The following is a 15,559-nucleotide window of genomic DNA, read 5'->3' as shown; positions in this document are numbered from 1 at the left end:
GGCCGCCACATGGCTGTGCGCGCGCTCAATCACGCCGACCTTCTGGCGATCGGCGAAGGCATGCGCGATGCCGACCGGCGCGAGATTTTCGCCACGCGCTTTGATGAGGATGTCGGATTGCTGGTGGCGGATCTCATGGAGAGCGATCCCATCGGTGCCGTGATCGCGGCAGATGATGGGACACCGGTGGCAGCACTGGGTGGCATCGAAATGTGGCCGGGAAATTGGTCGGTCTGGATGTTTGCGACCGACCGTTGGCCGGATGTTGCCACCGAGACGACGCGCTTTGCACGCCGCATCCTGTGGCCCGTGCTGCAGCGCCTGGGACTGCGCCGTGGTGAATGCCGCTCGGCGCTCGCACATGAGGTGGCGCATCGTTGGCTCATCTTCCTCGGCGCCGAGATCGAGGCGATTTATCCCGCCTTTGGTAAAGGCGGCGAGAGCTTTGTTGGTTTTGTCATTTATGGAGAAGACAATATGTGTGCCACCCCGAAGAAACGCCGCCGTACGACGACCGATGCCAGCACCGACACGCGTGCCACGCCAGCGGCCAGCGATATGGTGGCCGATGAAGCGGCGGAAAAGGAATTGCGGCGCCTGCGGACGCTCTATGGCCGGCGCGCCACCATCCTGACGCCGGAGCGTGAAGCGCTGGGCACCGCGCCGACAGCGCCGAAGAACCTGCTCGGCTCCTGACTATTGGCGGGATCAGACTCGCTTGCAGTCGCTTCTTAGTTCGTCATCCCCGGGCTTGACGAATCTGGAAATGCAATAGCCTCGCCATGGCCCCACCACCAAAGGATTCGTCTTTATGGACAATATCGCCCAGGACCTCATCCGCCGGCAGGAAAGTTTGGCGTCGGAACGCGCGCCGCTCGATCAATTGTGGCAGGAGATTGCCGAATTGATGAAGCCGATGCGGGCGGATTTCACCTTTCACCGCGTGCCGGGCGATAAACGGTCGCAGAAAGTATTCGATGCGACGGCGGGTCTTGCCGCCGACAATCTGGCCGCGGGCCTCTGGGGCATGGTCACCAATGCCGCCAATGACTGGTTCACCCTGCGCTCGGATTTGGCGGAAGCCGACGAGGACCAGGCGACCAAGGAATGGCTCGACGATGTGACGCGGCGCATGCAGGCGAGCTTTGCCGGCAACGGGCAGCGTTTCTATTCGCGGGTGATGGAGCTTTATGCTGATCTGGTGACGTTCGGCACCGGCATCTTCTATTCCGAGGAAGATGCGGCCACGGGGCGCGTTCATTATTCCTGCCGGCATCTGGCGGAATGTTTTGTGGCGGAGAATGAGCGCGACGAGGTGGATACGGTCTTTCGCCGGTTCACCTTCACCGCCCGCCAGGCGCAGAAGCGCTGGGGCGACAAGTGCCATGCCAGCATCCCGCGCGCACTCGACAAGGAACCGGACCGGTCCTTCACCTTCCTGCATGCGGTCATGCCGCGCGAGGAGGTGAAGGGCGGCCGGTTCGATGCCGCCGGCATGGGGTTTGCCAGTTTCTATGTCGATGTCGAGAACCGGACCCTGCTGTCGGAAGGCGGCTATCACGATTTCCCCTATCAGGTGCCGCGCTGGTCGACAGCCTCGCGTGGACTCTATGGCGATTCACCGGCGATGTTGGCCCTGCCGGACGTCAAAATGCTGAACGCGATGTCAAAGACCACGATCATAGCTGCGCAAAAGGCGGTCGATCCGCCCTTGCTCGCGGTGGATGAGGTGGCGGTGCGGGGCCTGCGCACCCATCCCGGCGGCATCATCTATGGCGGCCTTGATGAGAATGGCCGGCGCCGATATGAGCCGCTCCATAGCGGCGGCAATGTCGGGCTGGGCCTGGAACTGGAGGAGCAGCGCCGCGAAGCCGTGCGCCAGGCCTTCTATTACTCGCTGCTGATGATGGTGCAGCAGCCCAACCAAACGGCGACCGAGGTGCTGGCGCGGCAGGAAGAAAAGCTGCGCCTGATGGGCCCGCATCTTGGGCGCATCCAATCGGAATTCCTGGACCCGCTCATCCGCCGGCAGTTCGGCATCATGCGGCGGGCGAATTTGCTGCCGCCACCTCCGAAACAATTGATGCGCGCGGGCATCCGCATCGAATATGTCTCGCCCTTGGCCAGGGCGCAGCGGGCGGGCGAAGGCGCTGCCATCGTGCGTGCCCTGGAATCGCTGGCGCCGCTCGGCGCCATCAAGCCGGAGATCTACGACAATATCGATGCGGACGCGGCAGCAAGGCTGCTCGCGCAATCTCTCGGCGTGCCCAACAATCTGCTGCGCACACCGGCCGCGGTCACCAAGCTGCGCAAGAAAGCGGAGACGGGGGCGCCAGCAGGCGCTGAGGGCGGCATAGCAGGATTGGGTGATCTTGGCGCCATGCTCTCAGGCGGTGCGGCATGAAGGCGGGCATCACATGGCTGTTGCGGCTTCATGGCGCGCGCCGGGCGAGGCGGGTGGCCGAAGCCTATCGCCAGCGCCTGGATGGCAATGATGTGCTGGCGCGGCTCATTCTCGCCGACCTTGCCCATTATTGCCGTGCCGGACAGAGCAGTTTCGTGGCCGGCGATCCGCACCAGACCGCCTTCAATGAAGGAGCACGGGATGTGTTCCTGCATGTCGCGGAAATGTGCGGCCTGGTACCGGCGGATTTCGCCGCACTCATTCAAGAGGTGATCGATGACCGTTGAGCGTCCCATCAAAGAGCTGGAACAAGGCGGCGTGCCGGACCATGGCCCGGATTGGAAGCAAGGCCTTGAAGGTGATCTCGGGCAGCTGGTGGCGCAGAAAGGTTGGCGCTCGGCGCAGGATGTGCTGGCCAGCTACCAGAATTTGGAACGGCTGGTCGGCGCCGATCGCCTGGCCTTGCCGGCACGCGATGCCGGGCCGGATGCCTGGGCGCCGGTCTGGGAAAAGCTGGGCCGCCCCAAGGATGCGGCGGGCTATGCGCTCACGCCGCCCGTGCAAGGCGCCTATGACACGGCCGCGGCGGATTGGTTTCGCGAAACGGCGTTTGAGCTTGGCCTCAGCAACGAGCAGGCGCAGAAGCTCCATGATGCGTTCCTGGTGCGGTATCCGGCAGCGCCGGCAGGGGCAGACGCGCCCGACGTGACGATGCCGTCGCCGCAGGAGGCCGAAGCCGATCTGCGCGACCATTGGGGCCGGCAGTATGATCGCAAGATGGCATCGGCGCGGCGGGCCTTTGCAGCGTTCATGGGCGATGCGGCACCCTTTCACGATATCGCCGACGGGCTCGGTGAGACCGCGCTCATGGAGCTTCTCGCCAAGGTCGGCAACGCGATCGGCGAGGACAGCATCACCGCGCGTGCCGATGCCAGTGGCGCGGGGCCACGCTCGCCGGCCGAAGCGCTCTCGGAGATTGCAAAATTGCAGCGGGCCGCCAAGGCCGATGCCAAGCACCCCTACGTCAACAAGATGCACCCCGATCATGCCGCTTCGGTGAAACGGATGGAGGATCTGTTCGCGGTTGCGTATGGCGGGTGACGAAATCGGCAATCAAAGCCCGGACAACCTCGTCGTTTGAGGCCCGGCTGACGGCTCGGAAAGACGGCCGCTGACGATGCGCGTGTGCATCGAGGCTTGAGGTCCATCCGTGGGCAACCTCGCCGATCAACGCTGAACATCCTGATATCCGAGAAGAAAGGAAGTGTGGACCCATGTCCTCGCAGATCCAGATTGCGTTCAACAATCTCTACAGTGCCAACATCATGCTGCTGGTGCAGCAGAAGGGCAGCCGCCTCAAGGATGCGGTGCGCCAGGAAGTGGTCGAGGGCGAGATTGCCTATTTCGACCAGATCGGTGCCGGCAGTGCCATCAAGCGCCAGTCGCGCCATGCCGATACGCCCCTGACCGAAACGCCGCATGCGCGTCGCCAGGTCATGCTGGAAGATTACGAATATTCCGACCTCATCGACCGATTGGACCAGGTCAAGACACTGACCGATCCGACCAGCGCCTATTCCCAGGCGGCGGCCCATGCGCTGGGCCGCGCGATGGATGACGTCATCATCGCCAATGCGAACGGGACGGCGCGCAGCGGCAAGACCGGCCAGACCAGCGTGCCGCTGCCCTCGGGTCAGAAGATCGCCGTGGGCGGCACCGGTTTCACGCTGGCCAAGCTGCTGCAGGCCAAGGAGATCCTGGACGCGGCGGAGAATGATCCGGATGAACCGCGCTACATCGCCTGTCCGGCGAAGGACATCACCGTGCTGCTGTCCAACACCCAGGTGACGTCGAGCGATTACAACAGCGTGAAGGCGCTGGCCGCGGGCCAGATCGACACCTTCCTCGGGTTCAAATTCATCCGCACGCAGCGCCTGGGTCTTACCCCGGGCGGCGACCGTGCATGTCTTGCCTGGCGCCAGTCGGCGCTGGTGCTGGCCATTGGCCAGACGCCGAAGGTGAAGGTGACCGAACGACCCGACAAATCCTACGCGACGCAGGTCTATTGCGCGATGTCGGTCGGCGCCACCCGCATGGAAGAAGAAGGCGTCGTCGAGATCGCGACGCTGGCGTGATGATCATCGGCATCGTGGCCGCCCCACCAACCCCACGATGCCGATGATTTCTTAAACAAGAAGGAGAGATCATGGCTACTCAATATGGAACGCAGATGGGCCGGTTGCGCAACAGTGCGCCGGTCGACCTGCCGCTGGCGGGAGATGTGCACGGCCGTGTGCGCGTCTTTAACGAGAAGGTCGTGCTGGCTGCCCAGCCGACCACGGATATCGTCGAAGTGGCGCGCCTGCCCAAGGGTGCGCGCGTGCTCTATGGCATCCTCAACAGCACCGTCTCGCTGGGATCGTCGACGCTTGCGGTCGGCATTGCCGGCAATACCGGCAAATACCGTGCAGCCGCGGTCTTCGCCGCGGTCGACACGCCGACCGTCTTCGTTCCCGCCGCGGTGGCTGGCGAAGCGCTGGCGGCCGAGGAGATCGTCATCCTGACCATCGCTGCCGCGGCCCTGCCGGCCAGCGGCAGCCTGCGGGTGATGATTTTCTACTCGCTCGATTGAGATGCAAGCGGGTTGCTGGGGAAACCCCGCAACCCGCAGCCCTCCCACCGTCATTCAGCAGGATTGAAACCGCATGGCCATCTCGATCGTCTCGATCTGCAACCGGGCGCTGGATCTTCTTGGCGCCGACCCGATCACCTCGCTGGAGGATGGATCGAAATCGGCCAATCTGTGCCTGCGCAATTTCGATCCGTCGGCAGATTCGGTGCTGCGCCTCTATCCCTGGAACGCAGCCCTGCGGCGTGCGCGCCTGCCAGCGCTGCAGGAAGCGCCGGCCTGGGGCTATCTCTATCAATACCAGATGCCGGAAGGACCGGAGCCAGCCTTCTGCCTGCGGCTTCTTGAGATCGACAATGGCGCCGACTACCGGGTCGAGGGTCGCCGGATTCTGGCCGACTATGGGCCGCCACTCGACATTCTCTATATCGGCCGCATCACCGATGCAGCGGCCTATGATCCGCTGCTCGCCGAAGCGGTGGCGGCAAAGTTGGCCGTGCATCTTGCCGGCAACCTCACCGAAAGCGGATCGCGCATCGAGGCGGCGCGCACCTATCTCAGGGATATCCTGACGCAGGCCAAGGCTGTCGACGCACAGGAAGGTGGCGAGACCAGCCTGGTCGTCGACGCCTGGCTGCAGGCACGGAGATAGACGATGCCGCGCGCCTCATCATTGCTGTCAACCTTCAATGCCGGCGAATGGTCGGCCGACCTCTACGGCAGGATCGATCTCGACAAATATCGCAATGCCTGCCGGACGATCGAGAATTTCGTACTGCTGGCCCAAGGACCGGCCACACGGCGACCCGGCACGCAGTTCATCGCGCCGACCAAGAGCGACGGCACGGTGCGCCTGATCCCGTTCGAGTTTTCGACCGAGCAGGCCTATGTCATCGAAGCCGGTGCGGGATATTTCCGCTTCTATATGAATGGCGGGCGGATCGAGACCGGACCGGGCGTGGCCTATGAGATCGCGACGCCTTATGCAGTCGCGGACCTTGCCGGCCTCAAATGGGCGCAATCGGCCGACGTGCTCTATCTATGTCATCCGAAATTTCCATCCTACAAGCTGGCACGCAGCGGGCATACGAACTGGTCACTTGCCGTGATCGACTTTCTGGACGGGCCCTATCTCGACGAAAATGTCGGGACCGTCACGCTGGCGCCGGCGGCCGCGACCGGTTCCAACATCACGCTGACGGCCTCGGCCGCCTTGTTCGCGGCAACGGATGTCGGGCGCCTGGTGCGCATCAAGCACAGCAGCACCTGGGGCTGGGCGAAGATCATCACCTTCACCAGCGCCACCCAGGTCAAGGTCGACATCAAGAGCAATTTCGGTGGCACCGGTGCCGTCGCGACCTGGCGGCTGGGTGCCTGGTCAGATACGTCTGGCTGGCCGAGCACGGTGACCTTCCATGAAGAGCGCCTGTTCCTGGCCAATTCGAAACTGCAGCCGCAGACATTATGGGCCTCGGTCTCCGGCGCCTATGAGAGCTTCGCGCCCACCGGTACGGATGGCATCACCAAGGACGATCACGGCCTCAATTTCACCATCGCCGATGACCGGGTGAATGCCATTCGCTGGATGAGTGCCGGCAAATCCCTGGCACTTGGCACGACGGGTGGCGAGTTCAATCTCACGGCCAGTTCGCTCAATGAAGCGCTGACGCCGAGCAACGTTACGGTGCGGCGCGAGACTACCAATGGCAGTGCAGATATCAGGCCGGAGCGCGTCGGTGCCGCGGTGCTTTATGTGCAGCGTGCCGGCCGCAAGATCTATGAGATGGCCTACAGTTTCGAGAACGACGCGTTCAATTCGCCGGAGCTCTCGCTGCTGGCGCGGCATGTGACACAGGCCGGCATCAAGGAAATCGCCTTTCAGGCGGAACCTTGGTCGATCCTGTGGGTGGTGCGCACGGATGGCATGCTGTTGGGTCTCACCTATATGCGTGGCCAGGATGTGGTCGGGTGGCACCGGCATCGCATCGCCGGCACCAATGCCAAGGTGATGTCCGTGGCCGTCATTCCCGGCAGCGGCCAGGATGAATGCTGGCTGGCGGTGGAGCGGCGTGTCAACGGTGCGACCAAACGGTCGATTGAACGCATGGCGATGGCGTTCGAACCGACGGAGCCGTTTGACAAGCGGGGTGCCTTCTTTGTCGATAGCGGGCTGACCTATGATGGGGCGGGGGCCGTTGCGCTGACACCTGGCACCGATGCTACCGTCATCGGCAGTACGGGAATCGTCTTCACTGCCGGGGCGGCCGCCTTCGCCATCGGTGATGTCGGCCGCGAAATTCATCATCGTTATCCGGCGGCAACGGGCGACGGCTATAGCTTGGCCCGCGCCCTCATCACCGGGTTCACCGATAGTACCCATGTGACGGTCAAGATTCTGGCAGGCTTCCCGTCCCTGGCGACTATCGCGGCTGGCAAATGGTCACTGAGCGCGGTCGTCGTGAGCGGCCTTGCCCATCTTGTTGGGGAAGAAGTGACAATCCTGGCGGATGGTGCCACGCATCCACCCCGCACGGTGGCGCCCGACGGCAGCATCACCCTGGAACGGCCCAGCGCATGGGTGCATGTCGGTCTTGGCTATACCAGCCGCCTTAGCACCATGGATATCGAGGCTGGCGCGCTGGATGGTTCTGCACAAGGCAAACGGCGACGGATCCACCGCGTCATCGTGCGGCTCAATAACAGCCTGGGGATGCGCGTGGGTGATGAATCCAGCGGCACCGACGATGTCGTGTTCCGGGCTGCCCGAACCGCCATGGACCAGAGTCCGCCTTTGTTTACCGGCGACAAATTCGTGCCGTTCCCCAAGGGCTGGGACGCGCGCGCGATCGTCACGGTCCTGCAGGAGCAACCCTTGCCCTGCACCATCGTGGCCCTGATTCCGCAACTGACAACGATGGATGGATAGAGATGTGCAATCCGACCGCGGCTGCCATGGCTGCAACGATGGTCATATCGACAGGCGCCAAAATGGCTGCTGATGCACAGCAGGCGAAACAAGAAAGCAAGGGACTTGAGCGCGAGGCCAAAGTAGCCAAAGCACAGGGCCTAGAACAAGAGCGGCGCCTGCGATCACAGGCCGACCGCGATCAGGCAAAACGACGAGTTGCCATCCTTAAAGGAGGGGTGACCACGGAAGGTTCACCCACAGACATGCTGGTGGATGCAGCACGCGAAGACGATGTCGAGGCGCGGTGGGCGAGATTCGGCCAGACTGAATCGGCCCGGGCCAAGGAGCGGGAGGCACGCTATCGCCGACGCCGCTCGATGCTCGATCAACTCTCCAACACAAGTTCGTTGGGGTCCAACTTGATTAGCTTAGATTGGAAAGAATGATGATTGCAAAAATGACCAAGCCAGAATCACTCGATGATGTCATGCGTCAGGTTCTGATGTCGCACGGGATGCCGACGCCGCAGGATGCACCAGCTGATCCGCGAGCACTTCCCGCCGACTCCTTTGCCGACGCTTTTGCAGCTCCTGCAGCTGCCGATCGGTACCACATCGCGGTGCCATCGGACATGGACCATGACACGGCGCTTGAGGCCAAAGCGCGGCAATGGTTTCACCGTGCCGGCCTGCCGCAGAGTGCGGTGAGTGGTATTGTCCAGGAATATTGTCGACATCTTTGCGCCGATGGGCAACCAGCAGACCAGCCGCAGAATATCCAGGCGACGCTTGCCCAGGAATGGGGTCCGGACTACCAGCGGAAGGTGGCGGCCGCGCAAGCGCTGATCGCCAAGAGCGGCGGTGCCGCGGAACTTGCCGAGATCCTCGGAAGCACCGGCCTAGGGAACAATCCATGGCTCATTCGCACCCTGGCAGCCTTGGCGGAGCTCGACCCCCAGATCGGTGGTGGCAAATGAACGATGCCCTGACCGTGAGCACCAAGCCGCCGGCCACACTGGATGGATGGCGACAATGTGCGGCCGATCTCCAGCAGCGCCAGCATGCCAACCATGGTGAGCGCCAGCAGCTTGCACAGAAGCGACAGGCATGGGCGCTGGCGGCGGCGCGTGGCGATACGACCGCGCAAAGACAGATCGCCAGGCTGGCGGACCGGGAAGTCAGTCTGCAGCTGGTTGCAACGAGCCTGGATCAAGGCCTGGCGGTTGCCGCCCAGGAGATCGGGTCGCGAGAAGCGCTGGTCGCGCAGGAGAACCGCGAAGCCGCTATCGTCGCATTTCGGGGCAAACTTTCTGCGAGGCTGGCGCTGGTAGCCACGATCGAACAGCAGATCCGCGACATAGCGCCCCTGCTGGGGGAGCTTGCAACGGTCACTGCCGAGATTGAAGAGACGCATGCGTCGCTTGGCGGCGAACGATCCGTCTTGCCACCACTTGCCCAGGAATCGGTTGGCGGCCGTCTTGCCGAGTTCATGGCGGGGCGCGGCTTTGCCGATTGGCTGCCGGTAGCACGTCCGGAGATCAGGCCGGCGATCGGCTCCTGGATTGAGGCTGAGCAGGCCGCCCAGAAATCCTATCAGCTTCCGGCCTAAGGGGCCGAACGCCCGTAAAGGGGATCTTCATGACAATTTCGACGACGACGTCCCGCATCACTTATGCGGGCGATGGGATGACTGTGTCCTTTGCCGTGCCCTTCATCTTCTTTGGCGCGGACGAGATCGACGTGATCGAACGCAGCCTGGAGAGCGGCAGCGAGGCACTGAAAGTACTGACGACGCATTACAACGTGGCAGGCGGCGCCGGTGCCACGGGCACGGTTACCGCACTTCTGGCACCGGATGCGACCAAGAGCTGGACCATCGCGCGCAGGACCAAGCGCACCCAGATGGTTGACTACACCCCGAACGATCCGTTTCCGGCGGAAACCCATGAGCGCGCGCTCGATCGATTGACCGCGCTGATCCAGGAAGTGGATGACAGGGTCGGACGCTCCGCGGCACTCAGCCCCACCAGCGCGGTGACCGGATTGACCCTGCCGAATCCGGAAGCCGACACATTGCTGGGCTGGCGGTCCGATCTTTCCGGTCTGGAAAACAAGAGTCTCGCGGCCGATACGGCCATCTACGCCGGCATTGCGGCAACACGCACGGGTGTGACCGCCATGGAATCCGTGACGCCTCGTGGCCTAGCGGCGCTATGGCGCAAAGGCGCCGACATTGCCAGCGCTGCTGCATTGGCAAAGCCCGGCGATAGCAGCCTGGGTGGCTATTACACGGTGACCGGAAATACCGGCATCGCTGCGCTGTGGGCCGGCGAACCGGCGGGAACCGAAATCGAGCTGCGCTTTGCAGCGGCGCTCACCCTGACGCATAACGCGACATCGTTCGTTTTGCCGGGCGGTGTCAACATCTCGGCCGCAGCCGGCGACATCGCACGGTTCCGCTGCGAAGGGGGCGACAATTGGCGGTGCGTGTCAGGACCGCCCGGCTGGTTCGGCGGCGGCACCGGCCTCAGCATACCCGTCAGCGTCAAGACGGGCAGCTATGCCATGCAGGTAGCGGACAAAGGTGGTGAACTTATTTTCACCACGGCAGGTGCGACGCTGAGCCTGCTCGCCGCCGCGAGTGCAGGCAACGGTGCCACATTGGTCATCCGCAATGCTGCGACAAGCGGCGATGTCACGATAGATCCGAACGGCAGTGAAACTTTGGACGGCCTGGCCACGCGTGCGTTGCGGCCGGGAGACCGGGTGGTCATTCGGTGCGATGGGGCGGTGTGGGCCACCGTTGCCGGTGAATACAGCTACACGACGGCGGAGCTTTCGATCGCCGCTGCCACCGGTTCGACGGATGCCCATGGACTGGGCGGCGTGCCGGATCGCATCAAGACCATCATCCGCTGCAAGACGGCGGATCTTGGCCATGCGGTCGGTGATGAAATCGAAGTCGCCTACACGTTCTACAATGGATACGAAAGCAACAACGTCCAGGTTTTTGCCAACGCGACCAATTTGAGATCGGTCCAAGGGGCAACGAAGTGGTGGATCGCGCATGCGACGACCGGCGTTGTCACGGCAATGCCTGCCGCCAATTGGAAGTTGGTCATCAAGGCGTGGAGGAAGTGATGCAGACCTTCTATTTTGACGCCCTATCCGGGCGCTGCCTGGGTTCGTTCGGACCTAGCACCGCGCTGCCCGCCAATGCTCTGCCCGCCGCATCGGCACCAGATGACGGCCGGCAGATCTGGAGCGGCACCGGCTGGGAATGGCCGGTGGAGATCATCCGGCAGAGTGTCATCGATGCCGTCGCATTGCGCTATGAAGCCGCGTTGGCGGCCGGCATGAGCTATGGCGGCAAGATTCTGCAGATCCGCGAGCAGGATCAGGCCAACCTCACCACCATGGGCAATGAGGCGCGCTGGGCGAAGGCCGTGGGCCGGGCATGGCCGACCGATTTCGCCTGGCGCATGGCGGACGACAGCTTCCTCGCCGTGCCGACGCCGGATGACATGGTCGCGCTGGGTGAGGCCGCCAAGGCTGAGGTCTATCGATTGCGGTGCGTGAAATGGCTGCATGTTGATGCGCTGCGTGCCCTGGGTACCGGTGCCGACATCGCCGGCTACAATTTCGAGACAGGATGGTGACGCCATGACAGGTGATTTGCACGAGACATCCCAGGCCATCGGGCGCCTGCAGGTCAGTGTCGAAAAACTGGAGAACGCCGTCGCGCGTCTGAGCGACCGGATCGAAGATTTGCAGCGGCTGCGCTGGCTCATGGTCGGTGCCTTGGTCGTGCTGTGCGGCATATCCGGCGCCGGTGGCGGATGGCTCACCAAGCTCCTCGATCTGGGTGCCTAGGTCATGATTTTGACAGGAGAAAGATGATGATTGCAAAGAGCGTCGCCGCCATCGGCACGATCAACAAGGCCTGGGCAGCTGCTATTGCGGCACCCCTGGCCGATTGGCTGGTCGGCATTGCTGCCGACGCGCTGTGGAACGGGCCGCGCATCGCCATGCCAGACAGTGCGCAAATGGCGCTGGTGTCGTTGCTGGTGGGGCTGGTGGTCTATCGCGTACCTAATTTGGAGCCCCAGCAGGCCAGCGACGCATCAACCCAAATGGGTGCCTGAGCCATGCGGATCATTCATATTGGCCGGAAGATCGGTCTTAGCCTGATCATCGTACTGCCCATTCTGCTGATAGCCGGTTGTTCCGCCAGTCCGGACGGACTGAAAGCGGGACTGACGGCGCGGCTCACGGCTGCCAATCTCCTGGCAGCCAGCGCAGCGCGAGGACTTGTCACGGCGACACAGAGCCGGGCAATCGAACCCGGCAGCGAGACGGCCGCAGCCATCGGCCAGACGATCGACGCGGTGGAACTGTCCCTCGACGGCGCGGGGTCGGCGCTTCGTGCCGGTCTGCCGGAAATGGCATCGCGCAATCTGGACGCAGCCGAGCAGCAACTGGGCGGGCTGCAGCCGATGCTGCCGGCCATCAGCGGAGGCCAATGACATGAATGCCGCAACAGTCGCCATGATCGTCCAGGCCGTCGCGACCCTGGCCCCCTACTTGGCGCAACTAGGCAATCTGGCCGTCAAGGCACAGGCTGGCCAAAGCATTACGGAATCCGACCTGCGGCTGGCGGAAGACGCGCGCCGCCTGGCTTTCGCCGCCTTGCGGCACGCTCTGTCGCCAGAGCATGGCGAGACGAGGGTTGGTGAGACGGGCTCAGCGGGCATCCAGGGCGGCTAGGAGTCGCATTTGCGCATATTTCACTGGAGAATATTGCCCCCTGCCCAGACATCCTATAATGACGGGGCAACGTCTTCATCTGACTATTGCCGGTTTGGGGCCGAAAATCGCCGCCATGGATCATCTCGACCAACTTGAGGCGCAGAGCGTCTATATTCTGCGGGAAGCGTTCAATCGTATCGATAAGCTCGGCATGCTGTGGTCGCTGGGCAAAGACAGCAATGTCATGGTGTGGCTGGCGCGCAAGGCCTTCTTCGGTCATGTGCCGTTTCCGGTCATGCACATCGATACCGAACGCAAGTTCCCGGAGATGTATGCCTTTCGCGAGACCTATTCGAAAGAATGGGGCCTCAATCTGATCGTCGAACTGTGCCCGCCCGTGGAAGCAACAGATCCTACCCTGCCAAAGAATGCGCGCTCGGCGGCGCGCAAGACGCTGGGGCTGCGGGACACGCTCGCCAAATACGGCTTTACCGGCATCATCGCCGGCATTCGGCGCGACGAAGAAAGTGTCCGGGCCAAGGAGCGCGTGTTCAGTCCGCGCGGCGAGAGTGGAGCCTGGGACTTCCGTGACCAGCCACCGGAATTCTGGGACTATTTCAATACTGACCTGCCGGCAGGCACGCATCTGCGGGTCCACCCCCTGCTGTCCTGGACGGAGCTCGATATCTGGAAATATATCGAGCGCGAGGGTATCCCGATGGTCGATCTCTATTTTGCCAGGAATGGGGAACGCTATCGCTCCTTGGGCGACCAGGACATTACCTTCCCGGTCAAAAGCGACGCGGCGACAATCGCCGAGATCATCACCGAACTGGAAACGACGCGGACATCGGAACGCTCCGGGCGCGCCATGGACCGGGAAACCGAAGATGCGTTCGAGCGCCTGCGCGCAGCCGGGTACATGTGATGGGCACCGCAATGCCAGCGCCGCGCGACCTGATGCGGATCGTCATTGTCGGCCATGTCGACCACGGTAAGTCGACCCTGGTCGGCCGCCTGTTCCATGACACCGGTTCCTTGCCCGACGGGAAGTTCGAGGCGATCAAGGCCATGTGTGAACGGCGCGGCATGCCGTTCGAATGGGCCTTCCTGATGGATGCGTTCCAATCGGAACGCGACCAGGGCATCACCATCGACACGGCACAGATCTGGTTCAAGACCAAGGCACGCGACTACACCATCATCGATGCGCCGGGACACCGGGAATTCATCAAGAACATGATCACCGGTGCCTCGAGTGCCGAAGCGGCCCTGATGCTGATCGATGCCGGCCAGGGCATCCAGCAGCAATCGCGCCTCCATGCTTTTTTGCTGAACCTGCTCGGCGTCAAGCAGATCGCCGTCCTGGTCAACAAGATGGATCTCGTCGATTTTTCGGAAACACGCTTTGCCGAGATCGCGCGGGAATACAGCACGTATTTGGGTTCGCTTGGCATCAAGGCCAATTACATCATCCCGCTTGCCGCGCGCGACGGCGATAACATCGTTGGGAGATCCCAACGGACCCCCTGGTATCAAGGACCGACCCTGGTCGATGCTTTGGACAGCTTCACGCCGGCCGCGCCGTTGGCGGCTCTGCCGCTGCGCCTTCCCATCCAGGACATCTACAAATTCGACGAGCGGCGCATTCTTGCCGGCCGGATCGCCAGCGGTCGCCTGCGGGTCGGTGACACTTTGCTGTTTTCGCCCAGCAACAAGATGGCGAAGGTCGCCTCGATCGAAGGCTGGTCGGCGCCCGCGCGCGAGGATGCCGAGGCCGGGCAATCGGTTGGCATCACGCTGGATGAGCAATTGTTCATCGAGCGCGGTGAGATCGCAAGCCATGCCGACGCAGCGCCTATCGAGACCAATGTCTTCAAGGCGAAGCTGTTCTGGCTGGCCAAGACACAATTGAAACTTGGTGAGACTTATCGCCTGCGCCTGCAGACCCGGGACGTCAATGTCGTGGTCGAGAGCATCGTATGCATCTATGACGCCGAGAGTTTCAGTGCCCGGCCCAGCGACATTGTCGAGCGCAATGACATTGCCGAAGTCATTCTGCGGTCGACAGCCCTGCTGGCATTGGACGGCGTGGAGGCCAATCCGAAGACCGGTCGTTTCGTGCTCTCTGACGGCCGCAACATCCTGGCCGGCGGCACGATCGCGCTCGACGACTATCCCGACCAGCGCCGCATGGTGACCGTGCGGTCGAGCAATCTGACGGAAGTTGCTCACGGTGTGACGCCCGAGCAGCGCAAGCTGCGCAATGGCCATATGGGCGGTGTCCTATGGCTGACGGGCCTCTCTGGCGCCGGCAAATCAACCATCGCCATGGCGGTCGAGCAGGAATTGTTCCGCCGCGGCTTTCATGTCTTCGTGCTGGACGGCGACAATGTGCGCCGTGGCCTCAGCGCCAATCTGGGCTTTGCGCCGGACGACCGGGCCGAGAACATCCGCCGCGTTGGCGAAGTGGCCGCATTGTTCGCAGAATCCGGCCAGATCGTCATCACTGCCTTCATCTCGCCCTACCGCACGGACCGGCAGCGCGCGCGCGATGCAGCACAAATTGCCTCTGCCGTTCAAGGCGGCGCCAGCTTCCATGAAATCTATATCAAGGCCGATCTGGCGACCTGTGAAAGGCGCGATCCCAAGGGTCTCTACCAAAAGGCCCGGGCCGGCGAAATTCCGGAGTTCACCGGGATCAGTGCGCCCTACGAGCCGCCGCTGCATCCCGAACTTGTTGTAGATACGGAAAAGCTGAGTATTCGCGACGCGGTGGCCGAGGTCGTGAGCTATGTCGAAGGCCGCTTCCGCCGAGTCCTTTAGGCTCGTCACAGCCTGCCGATAACATATTGAAAAACAATAATCTC

19 protein-coding genes are annotated in these 15,559 nt (G+C 62.7%); all 19 read left to right on the top strand.

Annotated elements, in window-relative coordinates:
• Positions 1-9: 9 nt before the first annotated feature.
• Positions 10-696, top strand: a complete 687-nt coding sequence (locus AC1DWZ_RS20135) for a hypothetical protein (protein ID WP_477170735.1) — start codon at positions 10-12, stop codon at positions 694-696.
• A 115-nt stretch (positions 697-811) separates the two neighbouring features.
• On the top strand, positions 812-2,404 hold the full coding sequence (locus tag AC1DWZ_RS20130; RefSeq protein WP_477170734.1) for a portal protein: 1,593 nt from the start codon (positions 812-814) through the stop codon (positions 2,402-2,404).
• Positions 2,401-2,691 carry a Bbp19 family protein gene (locus AC1DWZ_RS20125; protein ID WP_477170733.1) on the top strand — a complete coding sequence of 97 codons (291 nt, stop codon included), beginning with the start codon at positions 2,401-2,403 and terminating at the stop codon, positions 2,689-2,691. Before AC1DWZ_RS20130 ends, AC1DWZ_RS20125 begins: the two co-directional genes overlap by 4 nt.
• A complete protein-coding gene (locus AC1DWZ_RS20120) occupies positions 2,681-3,505 on the top strand; it encodes a hypothetical protein (protein WP_477170732.1) in 825 nt (274 codons plus the stop codon). The genes AC1DWZ_RS20125 and AC1DWZ_RS20120 overlap by 11 nt, the downstream gene beginning before the upstream one ends.
• A gap of 173 nt (positions 3,506-3,678) precedes the next feature.
• A complete protein-coding gene (locus AC1DWZ_RS20115) occupies positions 3,679-4,539 on the top strand; it encodes a phage capsid protein (RefSeq protein WP_477170731.1) in 861 nt (286 codons plus the stop codon).
• A gap of 71 nt (positions 4,540-4,610) precedes the next feature.
• A complete protein-coding gene (locus tag AC1DWZ_RS20110) occupies positions 4,611-5,036 on the top strand; it encodes a hypothetical protein (RefSeq protein WP_477170730.1) in 426 nt (141 codons plus the stop codon).
• Between the two features lie 73 nt (positions 5,037-5,109).
• Positions 5,110-5,685 carry a phage connector family protein gene (locus tag AC1DWZ_RS20105; protein WP_477170729.1) on the top strand — a complete coding sequence of 192 codons (576 nt, stop codon included), beginning with the start codon at positions 5,110-5,112 and terminating at the stop codon, positions 5,683-5,685.
• A gap of 3 nt (positions 5,686-5,688) precedes the next feature.
• Complete coding sequence (locus AC1DWZ_RS20100) at positions 5,689-7,959, top strand: phage tail protein (RefSeq protein WP_477170728.1); 2,271 nt, start codon at positions 5,689-5,691, stop codon at positions 7,957-7,959.
• A gap of 2 nt (positions 7,960-7,961) precedes the next feature.
• A complete protein-coding gene (locus AC1DWZ_RS20095) occupies positions 7,962-8,387 on the top strand; it encodes a hypothetical protein (RefSeq protein ID WP_477170727.1) in 426 nt (141 codons plus the stop codon).
• A gap of 11 nt (positions 8,388-8,398) precedes the next feature.
• Positions 8,399-8,917, top strand: coding sequence for a hypothetical protein (locus tag AC1DWZ_RS20090; RefSeq protein ID WP_477170726.1), 519 nt, complete (start codon positions 8,399-8,401; stop codon positions 8,915-8,917).
• Positions 8,914-9,549, top strand: a complete 636-nt coding sequence (locus AC1DWZ_RS20085) for a hypothetical protein (RefSeq protein ID WP_477170725.1) — start codon at positions 8,914-8,916, stop codon at positions 9,547-9,549. Before AC1DWZ_RS20090 ends, AC1DWZ_RS20085 begins: the two co-directional genes overlap by 4 nt.
• 29 nt (positions 9,550-9,578) lie before the next feature.
• The gene (locus AC1DWZ_RS20080) at positions 9,579-11,081 is read left to right on the top strand and encodes a hypothetical protein (RefSeq protein WP_477170724.1); all 1,503 of its coding nucleotides are present in this window, start codon (positions 9,579-9,581) and stop codon (positions 11,079-11,081) included.
• Complete coding sequence (locus tag AC1DWZ_RS20075; protein WP_477170723.1) at positions 11,081-11,599, top strand: DUF4376 domain-containing protein; 519 nt, start codon at positions 11,081-11,083, stop codon at positions 11,597-11,599. Before AC1DWZ_RS20080 ends, AC1DWZ_RS20075 begins: the two co-directional genes overlap by 1 nt.
• Before the next feature lie 4 nt (positions 11,600-11,603).
• Positions 11,604-11,813 carry a hypothetical protein gene (locus AC1DWZ_RS20070; RefSeq protein WP_477170722.1) on the top strand — a complete coding sequence of 70 codons (210 nt, stop codon included), beginning with the start codon at positions 11,604-11,606 and terminating at the stop codon, positions 11,811-11,813.
• A 23-nt stretch (positions 11,814-11,836) separates the two neighbouring features.
• Positions 11,837-12,085 carry a hypothetical protein gene (locus AC1DWZ_RS20065; RefSeq protein WP_477170721.1) on the top strand — a complete coding sequence of 83 codons (249 nt, stop codon included), beginning with the start codon at positions 11,837-11,839 and terminating at the stop codon, positions 12,083-12,085.
• A 3-nt stretch (positions 12,086-12,088) separates the two neighbouring features.
• Positions 12,089-12,466: a hypothetical protein gene (locus AC1DWZ_RS20060; RefSeq protein ID WP_477170720.1), complete on the top strand. Its 378-nt coding sequence runs from the start codon at positions 12,089-12,091 to the stop codon at positions 12,464-12,466.
• A 1-nt stretch (position 12,467) separates the two neighbouring features.
• On the top strand, positions 12,468-12,707 hold the full coding sequence (locus tag AC1DWZ_RS20055; RefSeq protein WP_477170719.1) for a hypothetical protein: 240 nt from the start codon (positions 12,468-12,470) through the stop codon (positions 12,705-12,707).
• A 115-nt stretch (positions 12,708-12,822) separates the two neighbouring features.
• The gene (gene cysD / locus AC1DWZ_RS20050; RefSeq protein WP_477170718.1) at positions 12,823-13,617 is read left to right on the top strand and encodes a sulfate adenylyltransferase subunit CysD; all 795 of its coding nucleotides are present in this window, start codon (positions 12,823-12,825) and stop codon (positions 13,615-13,617) included.
• Positions 13,617-15,515 (top strand): adenylyl-sulfate kinase, encoded by a 1,899-nt coding sequence (cysC, locus tag AC1DWZ_RS20045; RefSeq protein WP_477170717.1) that lies wholly within the window; start codon positions 13,617-13,619, stop codon positions 15,513-15,515. The genes cysD and cysC overlap by 1 nt, the downstream gene beginning before the upstream one ends.
• The last annotated feature ends 44 nt before the right edge of the window (positions 15,516-15,559 follow it).

Source organism: Dongia sp. P2_B8, assembly GCF_056404715.1.
Note: the sequence above shows the minus strand (reverse complement) of the source record. Positions and strands in the feature narration are given on the sequence as shown.

Coding starts and splice junctions, on each gene's coding strand:
- AC1DWZ_RS20135 (WP_477170735.1), top strand. CDS start 10: ATGGCTGTGCGCGCGCTCAATCACGCCGACCTTCTGGCGATCGGCGAA.
- AC1DWZ_RS20065 (WP_477170721.1), top strand. CDS start 11,837: ATGATGATTGCAAAGAGCGTCGCCGCCATCGGCACGATCAACAAGGCC.
- AC1DWZ_RS20075 (WP_477170723.1), top strand. CDS start 11,081: ATGCAGACCTTCTATTTTGACGCCCTATCCGGGCGCTGCCTGGGTTCG.
- AC1DWZ_RS20130 (WP_477170734.1), top strand. CDS start 812: ATGGACAATATCGCCCAGGACCTCATCCGCCGGCAGGAAAGTTTGGCG.
- AC1DWZ_RS20115 (WP_477170731.1), top strand. CDS start 3,679: ATGTCCTCGCAGATCCAGATTGCGTTCAACAATCTCTACAGTGCCAAC.
- cysC (WP_477170717.1), top strand. CDS start 13,617: ATGGGCACCGCAATGCCAGCGCCGCGCGACCTGATGCGGATCGTCATT.
- AC1DWZ_RS20060 (WP_477170720.1), top strand. CDS start 12,089: ATGCGGATCATTCATATTGGCCGGAAGATCGGTCTTAGCCTGATCATC.
- AC1DWZ_RS20095 (WP_477170727.1), top strand. CDS start 7,962: ATGTGCAATCCGACCGCGGCTGCCATGGCTGCAACGATGGTCATATCG.
- AC1DWZ_RS20105 (WP_477170729.1), top strand. CDS start 5,110: ATGGCCATCTCGATCGTCTCGATCTGCAACCGGGCGCTGGATCTTCTT.
- AC1DWZ_RS20080 (WP_477170724.1), top strand. CDS start 9,579: ATGACAATTTCGACGACGACGTCCCGCATCACTTATGCGGGCGATGGG.
- AC1DWZ_RS20055 (WP_477170719.1), top strand. CDS start 12,468: ATGAATGCCGCAACAGTCGCCATGATCGTCCAGGCCGTCGCGACCCTG.
- AC1DWZ_RS20085 (WP_477170725.1), top strand. CDS start 8,914: ATGAACGATGCCCTGACCGTGAGCACCAAGCCGCCGGCCACACTGGAT.
- AC1DWZ_RS20120 (WP_477170732.1), top strand. CDS start 2,681: ATGACCGTTGAGCGTCCCATCAAAGAGCTGGAACAAGGCGGCGTGCCG.
- AC1DWZ_RS20110 (WP_477170730.1), top strand. CDS start 4,611: ATGGCTACTCAATATGGAACGCAGATGGGCCGGTTGCGCAACAGTGCG.
- cysD (WP_477170718.1), top strand. CDS start 12,823: ATGGATCATCTCGACCAACTTGAGGCGCAGAGCGTCTATATTCTGCGG.
- AC1DWZ_RS20090 (WP_477170726.1), top strand. CDS start 8,399: ATGACCAAGCCAGAATCACTCGATGATGTCATGCGTCAGGTTCTGATG.
- AC1DWZ_RS20125 (WP_477170733.1), top strand. CDS start 2,401: ATGAAGGCGGGCATCACATGGCTGTTGCGGCTTCATGGCGCGCGCCGG.
- AC1DWZ_RS20100 (WP_477170728.1), top strand. CDS start 5,689: ATGCCGCGCGCCTCATCATTGCTGTCAACCTTCAATGCCGGCGAATGG.
- AC1DWZ_RS20070 (WP_477170722.1), top strand. CDS start 11,604: ATGACAGGTGATTTGCACGAGACATCCCAGGCCATCGGGCGCCTGCAG.